Source organism: Zymobacter sp. IVIA_12111.31 C1 (assembly GCF_047495495.1).
Lineage (GTDB): Bacteria > Pseudomonadota > Gammaproteobacteria > Pseudomonadales > Halomonadaceae > Zymobacter.
Map to the genome: position 1 here is coordinate 2,846,630 of NZ_CP179930.1, position 19,981 is coordinate 2,866,610.

At 61.0% G+C, this 19,981-nt stretch carries 16 protein-coding genes; 5 read left to right on the top strand and 11 right to left on the bottom strand.

Translation table 11 applies throughout. The annotated features are described in order from the left end of the window. Positions 1-53: 53 nt before the first annotated feature. Genes ACMHYW_RS12690 through ACMHYW_RS12710 form a run of 5 tightly spaced genes read right to left on the bottom strand, consistent with a single transcriptional unit; the run spans position 54 to position 5,678 of the window. Positions 54-1,220: a cysteine desulfurase family protein gene (locus ACMHYW_RS12690; protein WP_414500240.1), complete on the bottom strand. Its 1,167-nt coding sequence runs from the start codon at positions 1,218-1,220 to the stop codon at positions 54-56. Then, positions 1,210-2,076, bottom strand: a complete 867-nt coding sequence (gene nadC, locus ACMHYW_RS12695) for a carboxylating nicotinate-nucleotide diphosphorylase (RefSeq protein WP_414500241.1) — start codon at positions 2,074-2,076, stop codon at positions 1,210-1,212. The genes ACMHYW_RS12690 and nadC overlap by 11 nt, the downstream gene beginning before the upstream one ends. Further along, the gene (nadB, locus tag ACMHYW_RS12700) at positions 2,057-3,673 is read right to left on the bottom strand and encodes an L-aspartate oxidase (RefSeq protein ID WP_414500242.1); all 1,617 of its coding nucleotides are present in this window, start codon (positions 3,671-3,673) and stop codon (positions 2,057-2,059) included. The genes nadC and nadB overlap by 20 nt, the downstream gene beginning before the upstream one ends. Beyond that, the gene (nadA, locus tag ACMHYW_RS12705; RefSeq protein WP_414500243.1) at positions 3,670-4,932 is read right to left on the bottom strand and encodes a quinolinate synthase NadA; all 1,263 of its coding nucleotides are present in this window, start codon (positions 4,930-4,932) and stop codon (positions 3,670-3,672) included. The genes nadB and nadA overlap by 4 nt, the downstream gene beginning before the upstream one ends. A gap of 38 nt (positions 4,933-4,970) precedes the next feature. Beyond that, a complete protein-coding gene (locus ACMHYW_RS12710) occupies positions 4,971-5,678 on the bottom strand; it encodes an NUDIX hydrolase (protein WP_414500244.1) in 708 nt (235 codons plus the stop codon). A gap of 313 nt (positions 5,679-5,991) precedes the next feature. On the opposite strand from ACMHYW_RS12710, the gene ACMHYW_RS12715 reads away from it, so the two are divergent. Continuing rightward, positions 5,992-7,263: an FAD-dependent oxidoreductase gene (locus ACMHYW_RS12715; RefSeq protein WP_414500245.1), complete on the top strand. Its 1,272-nt coding sequence runs from the start codon at positions 5,992-5,994 to the stop codon at positions 7,261-7,263. A gap of 27 nt (positions 7,264-7,290) precedes the next feature. Here the strand turns inward: ACMHYW_RS12715 and ACMHYW_RS12720 are convergent, their stop codons facing one another. Next, positions 7,291-8,127: an AraC family transcriptional regulator gene (locus ACMHYW_RS12720; RefSeq protein ID WP_414500246.1), complete on the bottom strand. Its 837-nt coding sequence runs from the start codon at positions 8,125-8,127 to the stop codon at positions 7,291-7,293. A gap of 132 nt (positions 8,128-8,259) precedes the next feature. Here ACMHYW_RS12720 and ACMHYW_RS12725 point away from each other — a divergent pair, with 132 nt between their 5' ends. Continuing rightward, complete coding sequence (locus ACMHYW_RS12725) at positions 8,260-8,688, top strand: organic hydroperoxide resistance protein (RefSeq protein ID WP_414501513.1); 429 nt, start codon at positions 8,260-8,262, stop codon at positions 8,686-8,688. Positions 8,689-8,935: 247 nt separating this feature from the next. On the opposite strand, the gene ACMHYW_RS12730 is transcribed toward ACMHYW_RS12725, so the two are convergent. Genes ACMHYW_RS12730 through ACMHYW_RS12750 form a run of 5 tightly spaced genes read right to left on the bottom strand, consistent with a single transcriptional unit; the run spans position 8,936 to position 15,531 of the window. Further along, the gene (locus tag ACMHYW_RS12730) at positions 8,936-10,459 is read right to left on the bottom strand and encodes an efflux transporter outer membrane subunit (RefSeq protein WP_414500247.1); all 1,524 of its coding nucleotides are present in this window, start codon (positions 10,457-10,459) and stop codon (positions 8,936-8,938) included. Positions 10,460-10,480: 21 nt separating this feature from the next. Beyond that, positions 10,481-11,590, bottom strand: a complete 1,110-nt coding sequence (locus ACMHYW_RS12735) for an ABC transporter permease (RefSeq protein ID WP_414500248.1) — start codon at positions 11,588-11,590, stop codon at positions 10,481-10,483. Positions 11,591-11,600: 10 nt separating this feature from the next. Continuing rightward, entirely contained in the window at positions 11,601-12,746 is a 1,146-nt protein-coding gene (locus tag ACMHYW_RS12740; protein WP_414500249.1) for an ABC transporter permease, read from the bottom strand. Then, positions 12,743-14,518 carry an ATP-binding cassette domain-containing protein gene (locus tag ACMHYW_RS12745; protein WP_414500250.1) on the bottom strand — a complete coding sequence of 592 codons (1,776 nt, stop codon included), beginning with the start codon at positions 14,516-14,518 and terminating at the stop codon, positions 12,743-12,745. The genes ACMHYW_RS12740 and ACMHYW_RS12745 overlap by 4 nt, the downstream gene beginning before the upstream one ends. After that, positions 14,515-15,531, bottom strand: coding sequence for an HlyD family efflux transporter periplasmic adaptor subunit (locus ACMHYW_RS12750; protein ID WP_414500251.1), 1,017 nt, complete (start codon positions 15,529-15,531; stop codon positions 14,515-14,517). The genes ACMHYW_RS12745 and ACMHYW_RS12750 overlap by 4 nt, the downstream gene beginning before the upstream one ends. A gap of 54 nt (positions 15,532-15,585) precedes the next feature. On the opposite strand from ACMHYW_RS12750, the gene ACMHYW_RS12755 reads away from it, so the two are divergent. The 3 genes from ACMHYW_RS12755 to ACMHYW_RS12765 all read left to right on the top strand — a co-directional run bounded on the left by ACMHYW_RS12755 (position 15,586) and on the right by ACMHYW_RS12765 (position 19,935). After that, on the top strand, positions 15,586-16,305 hold the full coding sequence (locus ACMHYW_RS12755; protein ID WP_414500252.1) for a TetR/AcrR family transcriptional regulator: 720 nt from the start codon (positions 15,586-15,588) through the stop codon (positions 16,303-16,305). Positions 16,306-16,605: 300 nt separating this feature from the next. After that, a complete protein-coding gene (locus ACMHYW_RS12760) occupies positions 16,606-18,801 on the top strand; it encodes a TonB-dependent receptor (RefSeq protein WP_414500253.1) in 2,196 nt (731 codons plus the stop codon). A 24-nt stretch (positions 18,802-18,825) separates the two neighbouring features. Continuing rightward, positions 18,826-19,935: a YncE family protein gene (locus ACMHYW_RS12765; protein WP_414500254.1), complete on the top strand. Its 1,110-nt coding sequence runs from the start codon at positions 18,826-18,828 to the stop codon at positions 19,933-19,935. The last annotated feature ends 46 nt before the right edge of the window (positions 19,936-19,981 follow it).

Consider the following 19,981-nt stretch of genomic DNA (forward strand, 5'->3'; position numbering starts at 1 on the left):
ATAAAGAAGGCGTCCACTAGGGACGCCTTTTCACTCTCAAGGGCAGCATGCCGTCATGCGGTCTGCAACAACTGAGCCTCGCGAACAACCGCTACGATCAACCGAACGACCATTGCCAGCTGCTCGTCGGATAGGCTGCCGTCTAGCCCTATCCGTAGCGCGGACTGCGCCTCTTCGGGCGATACCCCTAGAGCCAGCAGCGCCTGTGGCGGCGGCTCGGCACCGCCGCAGGCGGCCAGACCAGAACAGTACACACCGTGGGCATTCAGTCCTTGTTGAATGGCACCGCCATGCAATCCGGGAAACAGGAATGAGGCATGACCCGGCAAGCGTTGCTGGGGATGACCCGTCAGCCGCGCCGTTCTGCAACGGGCCAGCACCTGCTCAACCAGCCACTGGCGCTGTGCGGCAACCCGTGCGACGGACGGCCAGCGCTGCTGCTGTAGGTGCTGAAGAGCGGCAGCCAGCCCCACGATCTGCGCTACGGTTTCAGTACCGCCACGGCGGCCCTGCTCCTGATGACCACCGTGGATCAATGGCTCGATCGCAGTGCCTCGCCGCAGATACAGCGCACCGATACCCTTGCCGGCCCCCACCTTATGACCGCTGAACGACGCTGCCGCAATCGGCAGTGCTGCTAGAGGCGGCGCGCCCCACGGCAACGTCTGCACAGCGTCAATATGCAGCGGTATGCCCGCCTGCGCCACGCACAGAGCCAGTTCGGCCAGCGGCTGCACCGTACCGATCTCGTTATGCGCGAGCACGATGCTGCACAGTGTGGCTGGGCGCTGAAGGCGCTGGCGCAAATCATCAAGGCAGACCAGCCCATACGCATCGACAGCAACCTCTTCCACCTCAACACTGTGCCAGCGTGCCAAATAGGCACATGCCGCACGCGTCGACGCATGCTCAAGCGGTGTCGTGATGATGCGTCGCACGTCGGGGCGCTGCTGAATTCCCGCCAGCACCAACCCCTTTACCGCTAGGTTGTTAGCCTCACTGCCGCTGGCTGTGAAGATCAGTTCGTCCGCCTGAACGCCCAGAACTGCGGCGATACGGCGCCGTGCCTGTTCGACGGCCGCACGTACCTGCTGCCCGGGGTCATGCGGGCTGGAAGGATTGGCGTGACCGTGCACCATCCACGGCCACATAGCCTCCAGCGCCACCGACAGCATCGGCGACGATGCCATATGATCAAGGTAGTAGCCGTCATCCTGCATGTGCGGCTCCCGGCTCGTCGACATCTAGCCCCAAATCCAGCGCAGCGGCCGCTTGGGTCAAGGCACCGACTGAGATCAGATCAACCCCCGTTTCGGCAACCGAGCGCACACGCGCCAGCGTAATCCCACCACTGGCTTCGACCAGTGACCGACCGCCAATCATCGCCACGCCGGTACGCAGGTCATCATTGCTGAAGTTATCCAGCATGATGACATCGACATCCGCCGCCAATACGGCTTTCAATTGGTCGAGTCGATCGACCTCCACTTCAATGGCCGTAGTATGTGGCAATGTACTGCGCAGGCGTAGCAGCGCTTCGGTCACTGCCTTGGGCGTGGTCACACCCATCGCAGCCAGGTGGTTGTCCTTGATCATCAACGCATCGGACAGCGAATAGCGATGGTTATGCCCGCCACCCGCCCGAACGGCCACACGCTCCCACGCCCTCAGGCCCGGCGTGGTCTTACGCGTATCGGTAATCCGCACGCCCGTGCCCGCAACGGCCGACACATAGCGCGCCGTTAACGTGGCGATGCCGCTCATCCGCTGTACCAGATTGAGCGCCACCCGTTCGGCCCGCAGGATGCTGCGCGCCGAGCCGGAGACCTGCCCCAGCACAGCTCCCGCATCGAAAGGGTGCCCATCGCGGAGTGCGATATCGACACTCAGTGTCGGATCCACCAGCGTGAAGGCCCGCGCCCAAAGCGTGATTCCTGCCAGCCGTCCTGCAACGCGTGCCACCAGCTTGGCGTCGAACGTGGCATGCTCATCAATGAACAGCGCCGACACATCACCCCACGGCGCATCTTCGATCAGCGCAGCGCGCAGCATCTCATCATGCTGAAACGGCAACATGGCAGCCTCCCGTCATCGCAGTAAATGTACGCAGCTGATCCAGCACCAGACCCGGCGGACAGATTAGCGCGGGCAGTTGCGGCGCTCGTGCGCCGCTGTGCGGGTAATCTTGCCGGAAGTGTGCCCCACGCGATTCGCGACGCTGCAGTGCTGCGGTACATATCAGCAAAGCCACGTCGAGCAAGTTGCGTGCTGTCAGCGCAGTGGCATCGGTATCCGACCAGCGCTGCTGGCGACGCCAAGCATGCAGTCGCCCCAGTGCCGCTCGCAACGTCAGTTCATCGCGCACCAGTCCGGCTGACTGCCACATCAGCGCTTGCAATGAATCGACGGAAAAAGGAGGCACTTCCACGGAGCGATTAACGCCCTGCACTACCGGCAACGTCGTGGTAATCGGCCCTGCCCAGCCTCCATCGGCCGTGCGCAGCTGACGCACCAATCGACGAGCAAACACCACCCCTTCCAGCAGCGAGTTCGACGCCAACCGATTTGCCCCATGCACACCGGTGCAGGCCACTTCACCGATGGCGTATAACCCTGGCAGCGTAGTGCGCCCGACCGTATCGGTCTGCACACCGCCCATCCAGTAGTGGGCGGCCGGCGTCACCGGCACACGGTCAGTGACAAGTGAGAGACCATGACGTTGCAGCATCGCGCTGATGCCAGGGAAGCGCTGTGCGACGGAGGCCCCCAACGCCGTAGCGTCCAGCAGTACGGGCGCGCCGTGCTGCTGTGCCATCACCTGCTGAATCTCGCGGGCAACAATATCCCGCGGCGCCAGATCAGCCATCGGATGGCGATCCATCATGAAGCGATGACCGCTACGGTCACGCAGTACGGCTCCCTCACCGCGAACGGCCTCACTGATCAAGAAAGGATGATCGGGCAATGCCAGTACCGTCGGGTGGAACTGCACGTATTCCGCATCCCGAATGGCCGCACCTGCACGGAACGCACACGCCACACCGTCCCCGGTGGCAACACTAGGATTAGTGGTCCGAGCGTAGACCTGACCGGCACCGCCCGTGGCCAGCACGGTATGGCGCGCCAACAGGCGATGGCGTTGCCCCCCCTTCAGGTAGTCGGCCCCCACCACGCGCCCACCTTCAGTGACGAGATCGATCAGCTGGGCCCCTTGCAAACAGTGCACAGAAGAGGTTTTCACGCGATTAATCAGCGTAGTGGCGATCGCGCGCCCCGTACCGTCGCCGTGCGCATGCATGATGCGCGGCAAACCGTGCGCGCCTTCCATACCGAGCGACCACTGCCCTTCACGGCTTTTGTCGAACGGCACCCCTTGGTCGATCAACCACAGCAACGCAGCATGGCCTTCCCGACACAGCGTGCGCACAGCACGTGCATCGCAACCACCCGCACCGGCCCGCAGCGTATCCATTACGTGAAGAAAAGCACGATCCTCAGGGGCGATGACCCCCGCAATGCCACCCTGTGCCTCATGAGTATTGCTGTCTTCAAAACGCTGTTTGGTCAGCAAAGCCACCGTGCCACAGCCGCACGTATCAGCGTCCAGTGCACAGCTCAATCCTGCGATACCACTGCCGATGACCAGAATATCCACCGCCGCTGTACCGTTCATGGGCGAGCTGCCAGCATGCGATCAAGCGCAACCCTAGCCTCCTGTGCAACGCGCTCGCCAACGCTGATCCGGTTACGCACCTCACCTTCAAGCAGACCTTCCAGCACCCACGCCAAATACGCAGGGTGAATGCGGTACATGGTCGAACACGGGCAGACGACAGGGTCAAGGCAGAACACGGTGTGCTCGGGGTGCTGACGCGCCAATCGATTCACCAGATTGATCTCGGTGCCAATGGCAAATACGCTGCCCGCTGGAGCGGCTTCGATGGCTCGGCGAATATAGTCGGTTGAGCCGTTTTCATCGGCCGCCTCGACCACCGCACGATTGCACTCGGGGTGCACGATAACCCGCACCTGTGGGTAGCGCTCACGCGCCTGGTCGATCTGTTCGACGGTAAAACGCTGGTGTACCGAACAATGCCCTTTCCACAGCAGCACGCGAGCGCGCCCCAACTGATCGGCATCAAGCCCACCGTTTGGCTGAAGCGGATCCCAGACAACACACTGCGCGGCGTCGATTCCCATTGCATGCGCTGTGTTGCGCCCCAGATGCTGATCGGGAAAGAACAACACGCGCTGACCACGGGCGAAGGCCCACTCCAGCACCTGACGGGCATTGGATGACGTACAAACGATGCCCCTGTGGCGACCACAGAACGCCTTGAGCGCTGCCGATGAGTTCATGTAGGTCACAGGCACGACCGGCTGACACCCTGCGGCGTCAATCTGCTCAGGCCAGTGCACGCTCAGCTGTCGCCAGCAGGCTTCCACCGAAGCTTCATCGGCCATGTCCGCCATCGAACAGCCCGCCCCAAGGTGCGGCAACACCACAGCCTGCTGCGCCTGAGACAGAATATCTGCGGTTTCAGCCATGAAATGCACACCGCAGAACACGATGTACTCCGCCTGCGGGCGCTGCAGTGTGGCCTGCGCCAGCTGAAAGGAATCGCCGATGAAGTCGGCATGCTCCACGATGTCATCGCGCTGGTAGAAATGGCCCAGCACCAACAGACGCTCGCCCAGCAGTGCCTTGGCACGCCGTATGCGCTGGTCGAGTTCCTCACGCGTTGCAGCCCGATACTCCGCCGGCAGAAGGGGCTGCCGTGGTGCATCATTGAGCGGACGATCATGTTCCGAAGCGCCGGGCCCGTAGGGTTGAGTATCAAACAGCCAAGGCGCTTCGTTTTGGGACAGGCTGCACGTAGAGGAAGGGGTAGGCGAAGAGATAGACACTTTTCGCGCTAGCGTTGGTATCATGGCGGTGTTCCTTGAAGAAGGAACCCCACGCTATGGCGTCAGGGCTCCATAAAGGGCTCCGGCTCTGGATGTTCGGCAAAACGGTAGAGCCGGGGAGGACGGTGTCGCACGCCGGTTTGTGTTTTTCCGGTGTCGATCAGCAACCCTGACGCCTCCATCTGTCGACGGAAATTGGCAGGATCCAGCCGTCGCTGAAGGATCGCTTCATGCACGCTGCGCAGCTGAGCAATGGTGAAATGAGGTCCAAGGAAACGGTGGGCAATCTGGGAATATTCGACCTTGCTGCGCAGACGCCATAGGGCGTAGCGCACGATACGTTCATGGTCGAACGCCAGCGGGGGCAGTTCGTCGGCGGGAAACCAGCGTACGTTTTCATCATGCGACGCAAAGGCACGCGTTTCCGCAGCGCCAACCAGCGCCCAGTAGATGATTGAGACCAGTCGCTGGTCTCCAGAACGTTCGGGATCGCCGAACGTATACAGCTGTTCGAGATAGCGCGGCATCATGCCCGTGACATCCTTCAGGCGATATCGCGCCGCATCCACCAGACTTTCACGCAGGCCCAATGGGCCACCGGGCAATGCCCAGCATCCTTTGAACGGTTCCTGAATGCGGCGCACCAGCGGCAGCCACAGTGCAGGCAGATCGTCCTCGGATTCTCGCAGTGCAAAAATGACCGTCGATACGGCCAGTCGGGGATGTTCGTGCTCGAACGGCGTCATCAGTGCTCCGTTAGTTAAAGTCATTTCTACATTAAGTCACCTCCATAAGCATACCCCCCTGACGCCGACATCGTCGAGATCAAACGTACTGGACATTAGTGCAGTGCGACACCACGGCACAGCTCGCGCGCTAACGCTCAAAGCCTTTGATGTCAGCCATCTAGTCGCCGCTGTGGCGTCTATACTGAGAACACTTAAGACCATTCTGGCCCCAGCGCGAGATGTCATGCGCGGCCTTACAGTCGACATACCGGCGCATATGTTCTTGACTGAGTAGCCGCACCGACCACGCATGTAACGCGTACGCGTGCATTCATTGCCGTAGACAGGACACGACATGAACAACATTCCTCCACTAAAGCACTATGTACGCACTAACTGGCTGCATGACCCGCTGGCATGTGGCTCGTATTCGTTCGTAAAAGCGGGGACAGCGGAAGAGCACCTGTGCGAAGCCCTCAAAGCCCCTTTCGGGCGACTGTTCTTTGCAGGTGAAGCCACCTCAGCCAACGCTCCCTCTACCACGCAAGGGGCGATCAACTCAGGCATTGAGGCCGCCAAGGCCGTGCGCGATACGGCCCAAGGGCCCCATCGGGTCGTGGTGATCGGTGCCGGGCTGGCAGGTCTGACGTGTGCGCTCGAACTGCACCGCGCTGGACGCAAGGTCACAATACTGGAAGGGGCAGACACCATCGGGGGCCGCACCCGCGCGGGCAAGATTGCGGGTATTCCTGCGCCGCTGGGAGCCGCATGGATTCACGGCGTGGATACGCAAGACAATACGGCGAAGGAGCTGGCCGACCAGCTGGCCCTTGAGCAGCTGCCGTTCGATTACGACTCGTTGGGGGCTCGCAGTGATCAGCGCGCCGCCATTGACGCGCTTGCCGCACAGGAAGAGGAAGTGCTGTCGTCAGTGCTGCTGCCCGACGATAGCGTGTCACATGCCTTCGGGCTGACCAGCGACCCACAGAAAGCTTGGGCCGCACACGTACAGTACACACAGGAATTCGCGGCCGATCCGGCTGAACTGTCGATCATGGCATTGCGTGAAGGGCTGCGTGCTGAAGGGCGCGACGTGCTGCTGCGCGAAGGCTACATGCCGATCGTCGATGCCCTCGCCAAAGGGCTGGATATCCAGACGGGGCAAGTGGTGAAGCACGTCTATCAGCAAGACGATGGCGTGATCATCATGATGCAGAACGGCCATCAGGTGACCGCGGACTACTGCGTCGTCACGCTGCCGTTAGGTGTGCTTAAGCAGAACCGAGTCAAGTTCACCCCCGCCTTCCCGATCGAAAAGCAGCATGCGATCAATGCGATGGGCAACGGGCTGATGGACAAGCTGTGGCTCGAATTCGATGAACCGTTCTGGGACAGCGATAAGACCAGCTTCGTCTGGCAGGACAGTCAGCTGCCCGGGCTGTGGTCCTATTGGGTCAATGGCCTGAAGGTGTTCGGCAAGCCGGTACTGGTCGGATTCAACGCGGGCAACACGGCACGACTCGTTGCCCAGTGGCGCGATGAAGAAGTGCTATCCAGTGCCATGCGCGCCGTCTGCAGTATCCGCGATCTGTCCTCGCAGCCCGCCGCTGCGCTGGATGCTCGCTGACCGCAGCCTGTCAGCACCGCTGCACGATCAGGACGGAAGCGCCTCCTGCTCGTGCAGCCACTGGCGTGGCGTCAGCCCCAGTTGGGCCTTGAATGCTCGCGACAGCGCCGCCTCACTGCTGTAGCCCACCTCATGGGTGATCAACTTAAGCGACTGCCCTTTTAACAAGGCCTGCTGGGTCAGGCCAATGCGCCAGCGCTGCAGATATGCCGCCGGCGTGCACCCCATCACTTCACGAAATTCGTTAGCAAACACGCTGCGCGACATACCCGCCAGCGCCGCCATGGACTCTAGCGTCCATTCGCGAGCCGAATCCCCATGCAGAGCAATCAGTACCGACCGCAAACGCGGATGCGCCATGCCCGCCAGCAGACCCGGTTGCAGCTCACGCTGCTGCACCATCAGGCGTAGCACGTAAATCAGCACCACTTCGAACAGGCGATCCAGCACGGCTTGGCGGCCACAGTTATCCTTGAAGGCCTCTTCATGGAGCAGAGACAGCACGCCTTCGGCCCCACCCAATTCCGTCAGCGGTACGCAGAACCAGTCCGGCAACGACGACGCCAGCAGATTGGCCTCGCCGCCGCCGAACGCCAGACGCGCGCAGACCAGCAGCGCACTCTTCTGCGGCGGAATAACAAAGGTATGCGGCAACGCACGCGGGTATACCAGCAGGCTAGGTTGATCGATATAGACCTGCTCTTTCATGTTGTGATGAACCGATACTTCGCCTTCATACACTAAGTGGATCAGTCCAACACCCTTGCCAATCTCCGCTTCCTGCACGCCGCAGATCGGCCCTGAGTGGAACGTCCGCGCCTTGAGCGAGAAGTGTTCCAGCAGAGCTTCGAAGCGATCGGTCATTCCATACTTCCTATCAATTTTTTCATACGATCTGTTTCCTATCGTATAGCGAGAAGGCTCATAGTAATGACCAAGCAGACAACACTGCCTTTATCTGAAGGCGTGCTGTCCTCACCGAACAAGGAGTCCGCCATGTCTCTCGAAAAGGTTGTCTATACCGCAGAAGCCACTGCTACCGGCGGTCGCGATGGTCGTGCGACCTCGTCCGACAAGGCACTGGATGTAAAACTGTCCGTTCCCCGTGAAATGGGTGGCGCTGGCGGTGAAGGAACCAACCCGGAACAGCTGTTCGCTGCCGGTTACTCCGCCTGTTTCATCGGCGCTCTGAAATTCGTCGCGGGTCAGGAAAAGATCGCGCTGCCGCAGGATGCAAGCATCACTGGACACGTTGGCATCGGTCCGATCCCGACAGGTTTCGGTATCGAAGTCGAACTGCGCATCAGCCTGCCAGGCGTCGACAAGGAAGTCGCACAGAAGCTTATTGATAAAGCACACGTCGTCTGCCCGTACTCCAACGCCACACGTGGCAACATCGACGTTGCGTTGGTACTTGTAGACTGATGGCTGAATGACGCATGTGGCACTGCCAAGGATCGGCAATGCCACATGTGCTGGGGCAAACGCATACGTTCAACGTCATGGATGACGGCAAACGCTATGATACGACTTACTGTGAGGTCGCTGTCCCGATACCTACGCCGCTCTGGTGCCTTGGCACCACGAGCGGTGTTTTTATTGATACGAACCTCTTCTTCTACACGAAGTCCGTATCGATATCTTCTGTTTTCTATCCTGTCTCAGCCCCGTATCAGCGAACGGACGGCTCCGTTGCGGAGCGCCCTTCCTCCGACACACCACCTCTGACGGCTTTGAACAGCCGCACCAGTGACGTTTCTAGACGGCTGTCGCTCTGCACCAGCGCGTCCTGTGTCTGACGCCAGCGTAGCTCTGCCTGCAGCACGTCGATACCACTGACCAGCCCGTTAGCCGCACGCGTACGCGCGAAGGTCAGCTGCTCACGGCTTGCGGCTTCACGGGTGCGTAGATATTGGTTGCGCTGGCGCTCGGCCGCCTGATCATTGAGGGCATCATCCACTTCCTGCCAGGCATTAAGCACCGCCTGCTGCCAAGCAACCGCCGCCACTTGCTGATCCATCCGCTTCAGCTCGACAGTAGCACGTCGTCTGCCACGATCGAAGATCGGCAGACTCAGCGACGGCCCGACCTGCCATAGATGCGAGTCCCAGCTGCCCAGCGATCGAGAGTCCAGCGTCTGGTAAGACGCTGAAGCTCCGAGAGTTATACGCGGGTATAGGTCGGCCGTCGCCACACCAATCTCCGCCGTTGCGGCATGCAGTCGCGCCTCAGCAGCCTGCACGTCCGGGCGACGCCGCAGCAGATCGGCAGGATTACCCAGCGCCAGTGTGGGCAGTATCGGGGAGACAGGAGTTGCATCAGTGGTCGGCAACGGTGCCAGCAACGTATTCAGCGCTCCAGGCTGATCCCCGGTCAGACGACCAATCTGGTTGATGAGTGCGGCCTGCTGCGCTTGCAGTGCGACTTCCTGCCCTTGCAGCTCGTCGCGCTGCTGCGCCTGTGCCAGCACGGGGTCATCGTTCGTGACACCATTGCGCGCCTGCGCCTGCTGAAGATCCAGCAGTGTCTGATTTAGCGCGATATTGCGGTTCAGCAATGCGTGCTGACGCTGCAACTGCCGCAGTTCGAAATACGCTCGTGCCAGTTCGCTCGACAGCATCAGCTGTGCGTTCCGCCATTCAGCACCGGCCGCTTGAATACTGGCATCGGCCGACTCGATGGAACGGCGAACGCGCCCCCACAGATCCAATTCCCAGGACATGTCGAAGCCGCCCTGATACAGCGAGAACGGATCGTCCAGCACGTCGAGTTCGGTCGAACCGTTGCCCAGCGCTTCACCGATACGCTGGCGCGCCTTCTGATCGGTGTACAGCCGCTGCCGCGACGCCTGTGCCCGCATTGAGACATCCGGGGCCGCCTGCGACGCCGCAATGGCGCGCTGCTGACGGCTTTCGGCGAACCGCAGCAGTGCCGTGCACAGATCAGGGCTGGCGCGCAGTGCTCTCTCCTGCAAGGCATCCAGTGTCGGGTCGTTGAAGACCTGCCACCACGCCTGCGGCAGCGCTGCGTCCGACACGGCCAACGACCGGGATAACGCGGGCGCAGTCGCTGGACGCGCCTGCCAGTCCGTCGGAGCCGTCGTGCTGGGGGCTTTGAAGTCAGGGCCAACGGTGACGCAGCCCGCCATTACCAGCGGTACGGTCAACAGGGCACTGCACATACGATGGAAAGACAAGTGGGCGTTCATAAGCAGGACTCAGACGAGACGGTTACGGAAAAGCCAGGCGGCCAGCGGCAGGGTCACTGCGGCCACCCCCAGCATCGGGATAAAGTCGTGCCAGACCTGACCGAGCGTGGCTCCTTCCAGATACACGCGCCGTACAAGGTCGATAGCAAAGCGCAACGGGTTGGCATAGGTGGCCCACTGAAAGGCATCCGGCATATTGCCAACCGGCGTGGCCAGCCCCGACAGCAGCACGATCGGTACCAACAGCACAAAGGTGTAGAGCATCGCCTGCTGCATGTTGGCGGACAGCGCCGAGATCGACAGCCCAATGCCTACCACCGCCAGCGTGAAGATCAGTAGCCCGACGGTCAGTGTCATAACGGTGCCGGCCAACGGAATCTCGAACCAGTAGCGGGCAATCAATATCACCAGCAGCGACTGCACAAGCCCAATGGCCATCGAAGGTAGCGCCTTGCCGATCATGATCTGGCTGGGCGTGACCGGCGTGACCAGCAGCTGATCGAAGGTGCCCTGCTCGCGCTCGCGGGCCACCGACAGCGCGGCCAGCATCATGACCTGAATCATACTGAGCGATGCGATCAGCCCCGGTAGGATGTTCCAGCGCGTTTCAAGATTGGGGTTGAACCACGAACGGCTGACCACAGTAATGGACGGTGATGAGGCATTGGGCAGCGTGGCATTGAAGCGTGCCACGATCTCGCGCACCTGCGCCGCCGCATTGCCCGCCGTTGTCGAATTTCGGCCGTCCAGCACCATCTGCAGCGGTGCGGTGCCCTGAGTGCTCAGACGGCTGTCGAAGTCGGAGGCGAAGTACACCACCATCAGGGCATCTCCAGCATTGATGACATCGTCCATCTGCGCCGATGATGTCAGCGTTGCCACACGATGGAACTTGCCGGTGCCGTCAAGGTGAGCCAGCAATGATTTCGAGTACTCACCGCGACTCTGATCGACGACGGCATAGGGCACATCGTTAAGATCGAACGTGGCTCCGTAGCCGAACAGCAGGCTCTGCAGGATCACCGGCACGATCAGGATGATACGGTTAGCCGGGTCCTTGAGCACCGCCAGAAACTCTTTACGGCACAGGTTGAGCAGCTGGTAGAGATAAGCGAACACGACAGCTCCTTCAGTCCAGGCGCTTGCGCGTCGCCATGCGGGCCAGCCCCAGCAACACCACAGCGTACAACGCGAGGATGCCGCAATCCTTGACGACCAGCGGCCAGTAGGTGCCCGCTAGGAACAGGGTCTTGACCAATTCCATGAAATACGTGGCAGGCAGCAGATGCCCGATGATCTGTACCGCCACGGGCACGTTGCGTAGATCAAACACGAAGCCGGACAACATCATGGCGGGCATGAAGCTGGCGAGTATCGCCACCTGACTGGCTAAGAACTGGTTCTTGGTAAACGCAGAAGTCAGCAGCCCGATCCCGAGCGACACCACCATGTACAGCATACTGGCGGCCAGCAGCACCAGCAGCGAGCCATGAATGGGAACATGGAACAGCAGCCGTGCGGCCACCAGACACATGCCTAGCCCTACCAGCCCCACCACGAAATAGGGCACGATCTTGGCCAGCAGCACCTCGGTAGGCCTAACCGGCGTGACGAATAGCGCTTCAAGCGTGCCGCGCTCCCACTCACGTGCCATGACCAACGCGGTCAAAAACGTTCCCACCAGCGTCATAATCAGCACGATCAGCCCCGGCACCAGATACCACGTACTGGTATTGGCCGCGTTGAACCACAACCGGTCGGTCACCACCACACCACCGGCTGTCGCTATGCCCTGCCGATCCTGTTGCTTCTGGGCCATCATCGAAACCGCCGCACTGACATAGCTCTGCAGGCTAGCCGCTCGGATCGGCTCGCTGCCCTGTAGCAGCAGTTGTATCTCCGCACTGCCTGCACTGACGCGGCGCGCGAAATCAGACGGCAGGTAAACCAAACCATCGACGCGGTGCTCATCCATGGCCTGCCGCCCCTCGGCGAAAGAATGCACGACGATCGTGCTCATATAGGTCGAACCGTCCAGTGCGGCAATTACATCGTGCGCCACTGGCGACGTGTCTTCCTGCACCACCACCAAACGCGCATCGCGCACGTCAAGCGACAGCCCATAGCCGAAGATCAGGATCAACACGATGGGCAATCCAATGCCAATCATCATGTTGCTGCGATCACGCAGTAATTGACGAAATTCCTTCCGGATCAGCGCGAACAGGCGCCGCCAGAAGGCGCTAGAGGTTTCATGTTCGGGTGTACTGCTCATGCGGCATCCGCCTGACGTTTAGCTCGGGCGCGTTCGACGATCCCGATGAAAGCCTGCTCCATGTCGAGCCGCTTGTCAGGCGTCTCGCCCGCCTGCTGACGTACCTCTTCGGGCGTGCCCAGCGCCAGCAAACGCCCGGCGTCCTGAATGACGATGCGGTCGCAGTATTCGGCTTCTTCCATGAAATGTGTGGTGATGACGATGGTGGTGCCCGCACTGGCCAGCGCCGTGATCCGTCGCCAGAAACTACGCCGCGCCAGTGGATCAGCACCGCTGGTTGGCTCATCCAGAAACAGGATGTCCGGTTCGTGAAGCAGCCCGACGGCCATCGCCAGACGCTGCTTAATCCCACCGGGTAGCTGACCGGCCGCCTGCGTTTCATGACCTTCCAGATCGAACTGAGCCAGCACGGTACGCATACGTTCGCGCAACCGCTTGCCTCGCAGTCCATAGGTACCGCCAAAGAAACGCAGGTTTTCTTGCACCGACAGGTTGGCGTACAGCGCAAACTTCTGAGAGACATAGCCGATGCGGCTACGGGCCTGAGCGCGAGCGGTGCGCATATCCATGCCCGCCACATGAGCCTGCCCGCTGCTGGCGGGCAACAGACCGCACAACATGCGGAACGTGGTGGTCTTTCCAGCACCGTTGGGCCCCAGCAATCCAAAGATTTCACCGCGGCTCACGCTGAAAGTGGTCTTATCGACGGCGACGAAATCACCGAAGCGGCGCACCAGATCACGCACCTCAATAATGGGCTGCTCATGCTGCTCGGATGTACCGTCCACAGCATCGGGCATCGCATGGGCCGCATCGGCGGGGCGCTCCTTGCTCAGCGCCCGCAACAGCACCATGAAACCATCTTCCAGCGATTCCTCGACGGGTTCGACATGGCGGTCGTACAGCGGCAGCGCTTTCAGCGCTGCATCGTCACGCAGAATGAAGTGCACGCGACCGCCGTGCGGCACGGCATCAACGATCGATGCATCATCGTCCAGCAACTGTGCCTGTAGCTGACGGGCCGGCTCATCGGAATGCGGTGCGACATCGTAACAGCGCCCCTGAGCCCGACCAGCGATCTCTTCGGGAAGGCCACTGGCAAGCACCTTGCCTTCGTGCATGACGTAGACATCCGCACACTGAGCCGCTTCGTCCATGTACGACGTCGCCAACAACACGGTCAGCTGCTCTTCTTTGATCAACTGCTGCACGATCTCCCACAGCTCACGGCGCGACAGCGGATCGACACCCACGGTAGGTTCATCCAGCAACAGCAGTTCCGGTGAGCGCACCAGCGTGCAGGCCAATCCCAGCTTCTGCTTCATTCCCCCTGACAGTTTGCCCGCGGGACGCGTTGTGAAGCGGGTTAAATCCGTCATTTCAAGTAGGCGCGCAAAGCGCTCTTTGCGTTCGTCGGCAGGTACACCGTGCAGGTCAGCGTATAGATCAAGGTTCTCTTGAATGCTTAGGTCTTCGTACAGGCCAAAGCGCTGCGGCATATAGCTGATGCGGTCCTGCACCGCCTGCGGATGGCGTGCCACATCGATGCCCAATACCTTCAATTCGCCTTCGGTAGGACGCATCAATCCCGCCACCAAACGCAAGAACGTCGTCTTGCCCGCACCGTCGGGACCGACCAGCGCCGTCAACGCTCCGTGCGCCACACGCACATCGACCTCCGCCAGCGCGTCGATAGGCTTATGGGTGCTGGCATCAGTGAATCGCTTGCCAACACCCCTTGCATCAACGGACAGCGCTACGGCCTCGCTCATGGCTGCTCAGCGCCCCCGGTCGTTTCCGCAAAGCGCACGGTAGCGGGCATTCCCAGACGCAGCGCGTCCTGTGGATCATCGACCAGCACGCGCACTTCATAGACAAGGCTGGTACGCAGCTCTTCGGTCTGCACGCTTTTCGGTGTGAACTCGGCAACAGAGGAGATAAACCCAACGCGCCCGGCAATAGCCCTATCCGGCGCGCTGTCGATATAGACATTAGCGGCCATGCCCGGCTTGATGCGCCCTAGCTCGCTTTCACTGGCGTAGGCGCGAACCCATTTCGGCTCGGTCAGCGCTATCGTATAAGCCGGCCGCTGCGGTGATGCCATATCGCCCGGCTCCAGCAAACGCGCCCGAACCACGGCATTTTGAGGAGCACGCAGCTCGGATAGGTCCAGCAGATGCTGGCGAAGTGCCTGTTCCGACTGAGCCGCTTGAAGCTGCGCGTCAGCCTTGGCGATCTCTTCTTCACGCGGCCCGATCTTCGCCAGCTGCTGCGCCTGATGCTGGGCATCGCGCTGGGCCAGCGCGACCTTGAGCTGGGCACGGGCATCGTCCAGTGCCTGCTGGCCCACGGCACGACCATCGGTCTGGGCGGCGGTATCCAGCAAGCGCTGAAGCTGCTGTCGACTGCGCGCTACTTCGGCATCCGCCGCCGCAACCTGTGCGTTCGCTTGCTCGACTTCCTGAGGACGGCTGCCGTTATGTAAGGCGCGTAGGGACTGGGTCAGCACGTTGACCTGTGCCTCGGACTGCTGCAGTTCGAGCTGCAGTGTGCGCGTATCCTGCTTCGCCAACACTTGACCCGCCGTCACGCGATCGCCTTCCTCGACGTTCATGGCCGCGATGCGGCCACCGTTTTCAAACGCCAGCGATACCTGACGGATATCGACGTTGCCGTACAGTGTCAGCGCCTGGGGACGCGCCGAGCGTCGCCAGTACGCACCCGCGCACAGGCCCGCGACCACCACCACGATCACTGCCACCACAAGGGCTTGTTTCTTTTTCATGGGAAGCCTTGCATCCGCTATGCTAAATTCAAATTTGAATTTAGACTTGTCGTTATGCAGGCGTCAACGTCTTTCACTCACGAATCTCATTCCACGCAGATGACCGATACCCGACTCCCCACGACCCACGATATCCCCGACAGCGACAGACCCCGCCAGCGCCGCGCCGATGGCGACGCCACCCGTGCCGACATCATCGAAGTCGCGGGCACACTCTTCGCGAAGCAAGGCTATTTCGGCACCACCAGCAAAGCCATCTGCAAGCAGGCTGGCGTCAACGTGGCCGCCATCAACTACCACTTCGGCAGCAGAGACGGCCTGTATCTGGCCGTGCTCAAGGAAGTGCACCACCGCTTCATGAGCATCGAATTCCTACAGGCACTGGCGGATAGCTCACTGCCTGCCCCCGAAAAGCTGCAACTGTTCTTCCGCGAACTGGTACAGCACATCATGACAGGCGACAGCTGGCCCATGCGCGTATGGGCGCGTGAGATGCTGACCCCAACCGCGATGCTGGACCGCATCATCCGTGAAGAGACACTGCCTAAGTTCAAGTTTCTGACCGACATTACCCACGACATCACGGGAATCGACGCCAGCGATGAGCGCATGCCTCAGCTGGCGCTCAGCACCATCGCACCGTGTTTGGTCATGTTGATCATGGATCGTCGCACATCGACACCACTGCACCCGGTGCTTCAACAGTCGCCTATCGCCCTCGCTGACGCGCTGTGCCAGTTCGCCCTAGCAGGACTGCAACAGGCTGCACACTAGCCTTTCCCGAGCGGCTTCGCTTACTGCGCGGCCGTTCCGCTCATGCCTAAAGCTAGGCCAGCCATGCTCATAAATGGGGGATGCTACTTTTATCCCTCGTTAATATTGATAACGATTATCGTTTGCAATAACGTAGATCCCCACCACCGCAGTAGGTGACCTATACACCCCATCATCCTGGGTTCTGCATGACGCGGGAACCTTCAGCGTCAAGAACATGCCCTGATGATGGGCTGCTATTACCCATAATCAGTACCTTTTTGGTGCTCGATAAATATCCATCTTCATCAAGTGACCGCCATGACCGCCCCCCTTTCACGACGCGCCCGTCGCCATCTGCCCACACTGGTGCTGGCCGGATTGCCTTTGGCCCAACCCGCACTGGCCAACGGTGAAACGGCTCACACTCGCTCACGCGCACTCGACACCATCACCGTGACGGACCGTGCGCTCGTCGACGGTGATGCCCTGCCCGCACCGCACGCTAACGGCAAGATCGCGCCCGGTGGGCGTTTGGGAATATGGGGGGAACAGTCGGCACAAGACGTGCCGTTCTCGGTGTTGAGCTACACCGCTGAAGGCATCAGCGATCAACAAGCGCATACGGTAGGTGAGGTACTGCGTCAGGATCCTTCGGTGCAGACGGGTTACAGCTATGGCAACTACGGCCAGAGCTACAAGATTCGCGGCTTCGATCTCTACCCCGACGACATCGCCTTCAGCGGTCTGTACGGGGTGATGCCGCGCCAGATCATCGACACCTCGGCCATCGAGCGGGTGGAACTGTTCAAAGGCTCCAGTGCCTTCCTAAATGGCGTCCCCAACGGCGGCACAGGAGTGGGCGGCAGCGTCAACCTCGAACCCAAGCTGGCGGGCGACACGCCTCTGACACGGGTCGGATTCGACTACACGGGCCAGAGCCAAGCCGGTACATCCCTTGATGTTGGGCGACGTTTCGGTGCTGATCATGCCTATGGCGTGCGTTTTAACGGCGTGCGGCGTGGCGGCACTACCGCCGTCGATAACGACGAGCGCACCACCACCGCGGGCACGCTGGCCTTCGACTACGCGGGTGAACGTGCGCGCGGTGCGCTAATCGTGGGCTATCAGCGACAGCATATAGAGGGCGGCCGAGCGGGCCTTAACACTAGCCGCCTGACCGGCAGCGATGCGTTCCTACCCTCAGCGCCAACAGGCACCCGCAACTACACCCCCGATTGGACCCAATCGACGCTGGAAAGTAGCTACGGCGTGGCGCGTGGCGAATACGACCTTGCGACAGACTGGACGCTCTTTGGGGCCTTCGGCGCCAGCTACAACGACGAGCAAGGGGTGTACTCATCCCCGTCGCTGACTGATTCCAGCGGCAGCGTGAGCTACAGCCGCATGGATACGGTGCTGAAAACACGCAACTTTGCAGGAAATGCGGGGCTACGCGGCCACTTCAGCACCCCGGGACTGAGCCACGCACTCACACTGGCCTACTCAGCGAACACCAGCCAGAAACGCTCGGCCTATACGATGGGCAGCGGCTCGGTCACGGGTAGCCTTTATGACGGCGATGTCACCTATATTCCCGCCGGCAGCATGACCACCGCCGGTGGCAACATGCACCACCCGAGCGTGGTCGAGCGCGACACGTCGCAGGGCGTCTCGCTCTCAGATACGGCGTCGATGTTTGATGATCGCCTGAAGCTCACCCTCGGCATGCGCTATCAGAACGTGCGGGTGGTCAACAACGACTATCAGGGCAATGAAAGCACCGTTTCCGACCGCTCAGCCGCCACACCGGTATACGGCGTGGTGTATCAGCCGTGGAAGCCCATCGCACTGTTCGCCAACCATATCGAAGCGCTGCAGGCTGGCCCGACCGCCGGTGCGTCCTACGCCAACTCGGGTGAAACGCTTGGCGTGGTGCGTTCGCGCCAGAATGAGGTGGGTATCAAGCTGGACACGGCACGTTTCGGCGGCAGCCTCAGCGTATTCGATATCCGTCAGCCCAGCGCCCGCGCCAATGCCAGCAATCGACTGGCACTGGATGGCGAACAGCAGAACCGCGGGATTGAGCTCGCGCTGTACGGCACACCGGCACAGGCCGTGCGTCTCAACGGTGGCGTGACGTTCATGGATGCGCAGCTGAAAAACACCGCAGAAGGAACGCAGGACGGCAATCGCCCGATGGGCGTGGCCCGCTATCAGATGCGCGCCGGAGCCGAATGGGATTTGCCGTGGGTGGATAACCTAACCCTCAGCGGCACCGTGCTGCGCACGGGCCCACAGTACGCCGATACCGCCAACCAGCTGCGCGTCGAACCGTGGCACCGCCTCGACCTCGGCATGCGCTACAGCACGCGCCTCGGCGACCACCAAACCGTCTGGCGACTGGGTATGGATAACGTCACTCAGGAACGGTACTGGGAAAGCGTCAGCACCTTCGGCTACCTAACCCAGGGCAGCCCTCGCACCGTCAAACTCTCCGCCACGATGGATCTGTAATTGCACCCGACAGGAGTCCTCACCATGCGTCTACGTCATATTGGCTTTGCCCTGCTTGCGATCGGCTTCAGCGGGCTTCCCCTTCTTCAACAGGCCGCGGCAGCCCCCGCTATCACCACGAAGGGACACCACGTTCAGCGCCAGTCGCTCGGTCAGGGCGTTTATGAAGTGGCCTATAGCGCACGTCATCATGAACTGTACGTTGCGCTGGCGGGCAACCTCAGAGATCCCCAGGCCAACAAGGGACTGATTCAGGTGCTCGACCCTGACACACTGGCACTCAAACGCACCATCACGCTGCCGCTGCGCGCCTTCAGCCTAGTGCTGGATGATTCTCGCGACCGCCTTTATGTCGGCCATACGCTGGACGCTGCTGCGTCGATCGTCGACATGCGTTCGGGTATCCGTGATGACGCTCGGCTGCTGTCTACCATCACCGTGGCTACCAAGGCACCCACCGACAAGTATTTCCCGGTGCACCCGCGCGAACTGCGCCTTTCCGACGATGGCAACCGCCTCTACATGTCAGCGGTTGCGGGAGACGGCAACGTCTATGTGATCGACACGCAGCAGCAGGCCCTCGTTCATACGATCGAACACATGGGCAAATGGACCTCGGGGCTAGCACTGGACGATGCTCACCAACGCCTGTTCGTCTCCAATGCCGATGGGCATGTCATTGAACTGTCGACGCAGACCTTCGCCCCGCGCGCCACCTTTGATGCGGGCATCCACCCGGTCAACATCGCTTACGACAGCGCCACACAGCGCCTGTACGCCGCCGACAGCAAGGGCCACCGCGTACTGGTGCTGGACGTGAACGCCAAATACCCCGCCGGACAGTACCCCACCATCGCAACGCTGGATCACCTCCAAGGCCCGCTGGCACTGCTAATTGATACCGCTCGCCAGCGCCTCTACGTTACCGACCGTGATGGTGGTCAGCTCAACGTTTATGCCCTGAGCCAACGGCAGGCCTCCGCACCCATCGCACAGTATCCGCTGAAGGTGTTCCCTAACAGCCTCGCCAGCGACCCGCACAGCGGTGCGCTGTTCGTCACTATTAAGCAGAAGCTGCATGACGACCTGTCACTCAACGGTCAGGAAGCGATTGTCCGCATTGCCCATCCTTGAGACGCAAGGCACGCACTGCCCATGGCGGCACGTGCGTGCCACTTCT

Excerpts from the sequence above, each read along its gene's own strand:
- ACMHYW_RS12690 (WP_414500240.1), bottom strand. The coding sequence starts at position 1,220 with ATGCAGGATGACGGCTACTACCTTGATCATATGGCATCGTCGCCGATG.
- nadC (WP_414500241.1), bottom strand. The coding sequence starts at position 2,076 with ATGTTGCCGTTTCAGCATGATGAGATGCTGCGCGCTGCGCTGATCGAA.
- nadB (WP_414500242.1), bottom strand. The coding sequence starts at position 3,673 with ATGAACGGTACAGCGGCGGTGGATATTCTGGTCATCGGCAGTGGTATC.
- nadA (WP_414500243.1), bottom strand. The coding sequence starts at position 4,932 with ATGATACCAACGCTAGCGCGAAAAGTGTCTATCTCTTCGCCTACCCCT.
- ACMHYW_RS12710 (WP_414500244.1), bottom strand. The coding sequence starts at position 5,678 with ATGACTTTAACTAACGGAGCACTGATGACGCCGTTCGAGCACGAACAT.
- ACMHYW_RS12715 (WP_414500245.1), top strand. The coding sequence starts at position 5,992 with ATGAACAACATTCCTCCACTAAAGCACTATGTACGCACTAACTGGCTG.
- ACMHYW_RS12720 (WP_414500246.1), bottom strand. The coding sequence starts at position 8,127 with ATGACCGATCGCTTCGAAGCTCTGCTGGAACACTTCTCGCTCAAGGCG.
- ACMHYW_RS12725 (WP_414501513.1), top strand. The coding sequence starts at position 8,260 with ATGTCTCTCGAAAAGGTTGTCTATACCGCAGAAGCCACTGCTACCGGC.
- ACMHYW_RS12740 (WP_414500249.1), bottom strand. The coding sequence starts at position 12,746 with ATGAGCAGTACACCCGAACATGAAACCTCTAGCGCCTTCTGGCGGCGC.
- ACMHYW_RS12745 (WP_414500250.1), bottom strand. The coding sequence starts at position 14,518 with ATGAGCGAGGCCGTAGCGCTGTCCGTTGATGCAAGGGGTGTTGGCAAG.
- ACMHYW_RS12750 (WP_414500251.1), bottom strand. The coding sequence starts at position 15,531 with ATGAAAAAGAAACAAGCCCTTGTGGTGGCAGTGATCGTGGTGGTGGTC.
- ACMHYW_RS12755 (WP_414500252.1), top strand. The coding sequence starts at position 15,586 with ATGCAGGCGTCAACGTCTTTCACTCACGAATCTCATTCCACGCAGATG.
- ACMHYW_RS12760 (WP_414500253.1), top strand. The coding sequence starts at position 16,606 with ATGACCGCCCCCCTTTCACGACGCGCCCGTCGCCATCTGCCCACACTG.
- ACMHYW_RS12765 (WP_414500254.1), top strand. The coding sequence starts at position 18,826 with ATGCGTCTACGTCATATTGGCTTTGCCCTGCTTGCGATCGGCTTCAGC.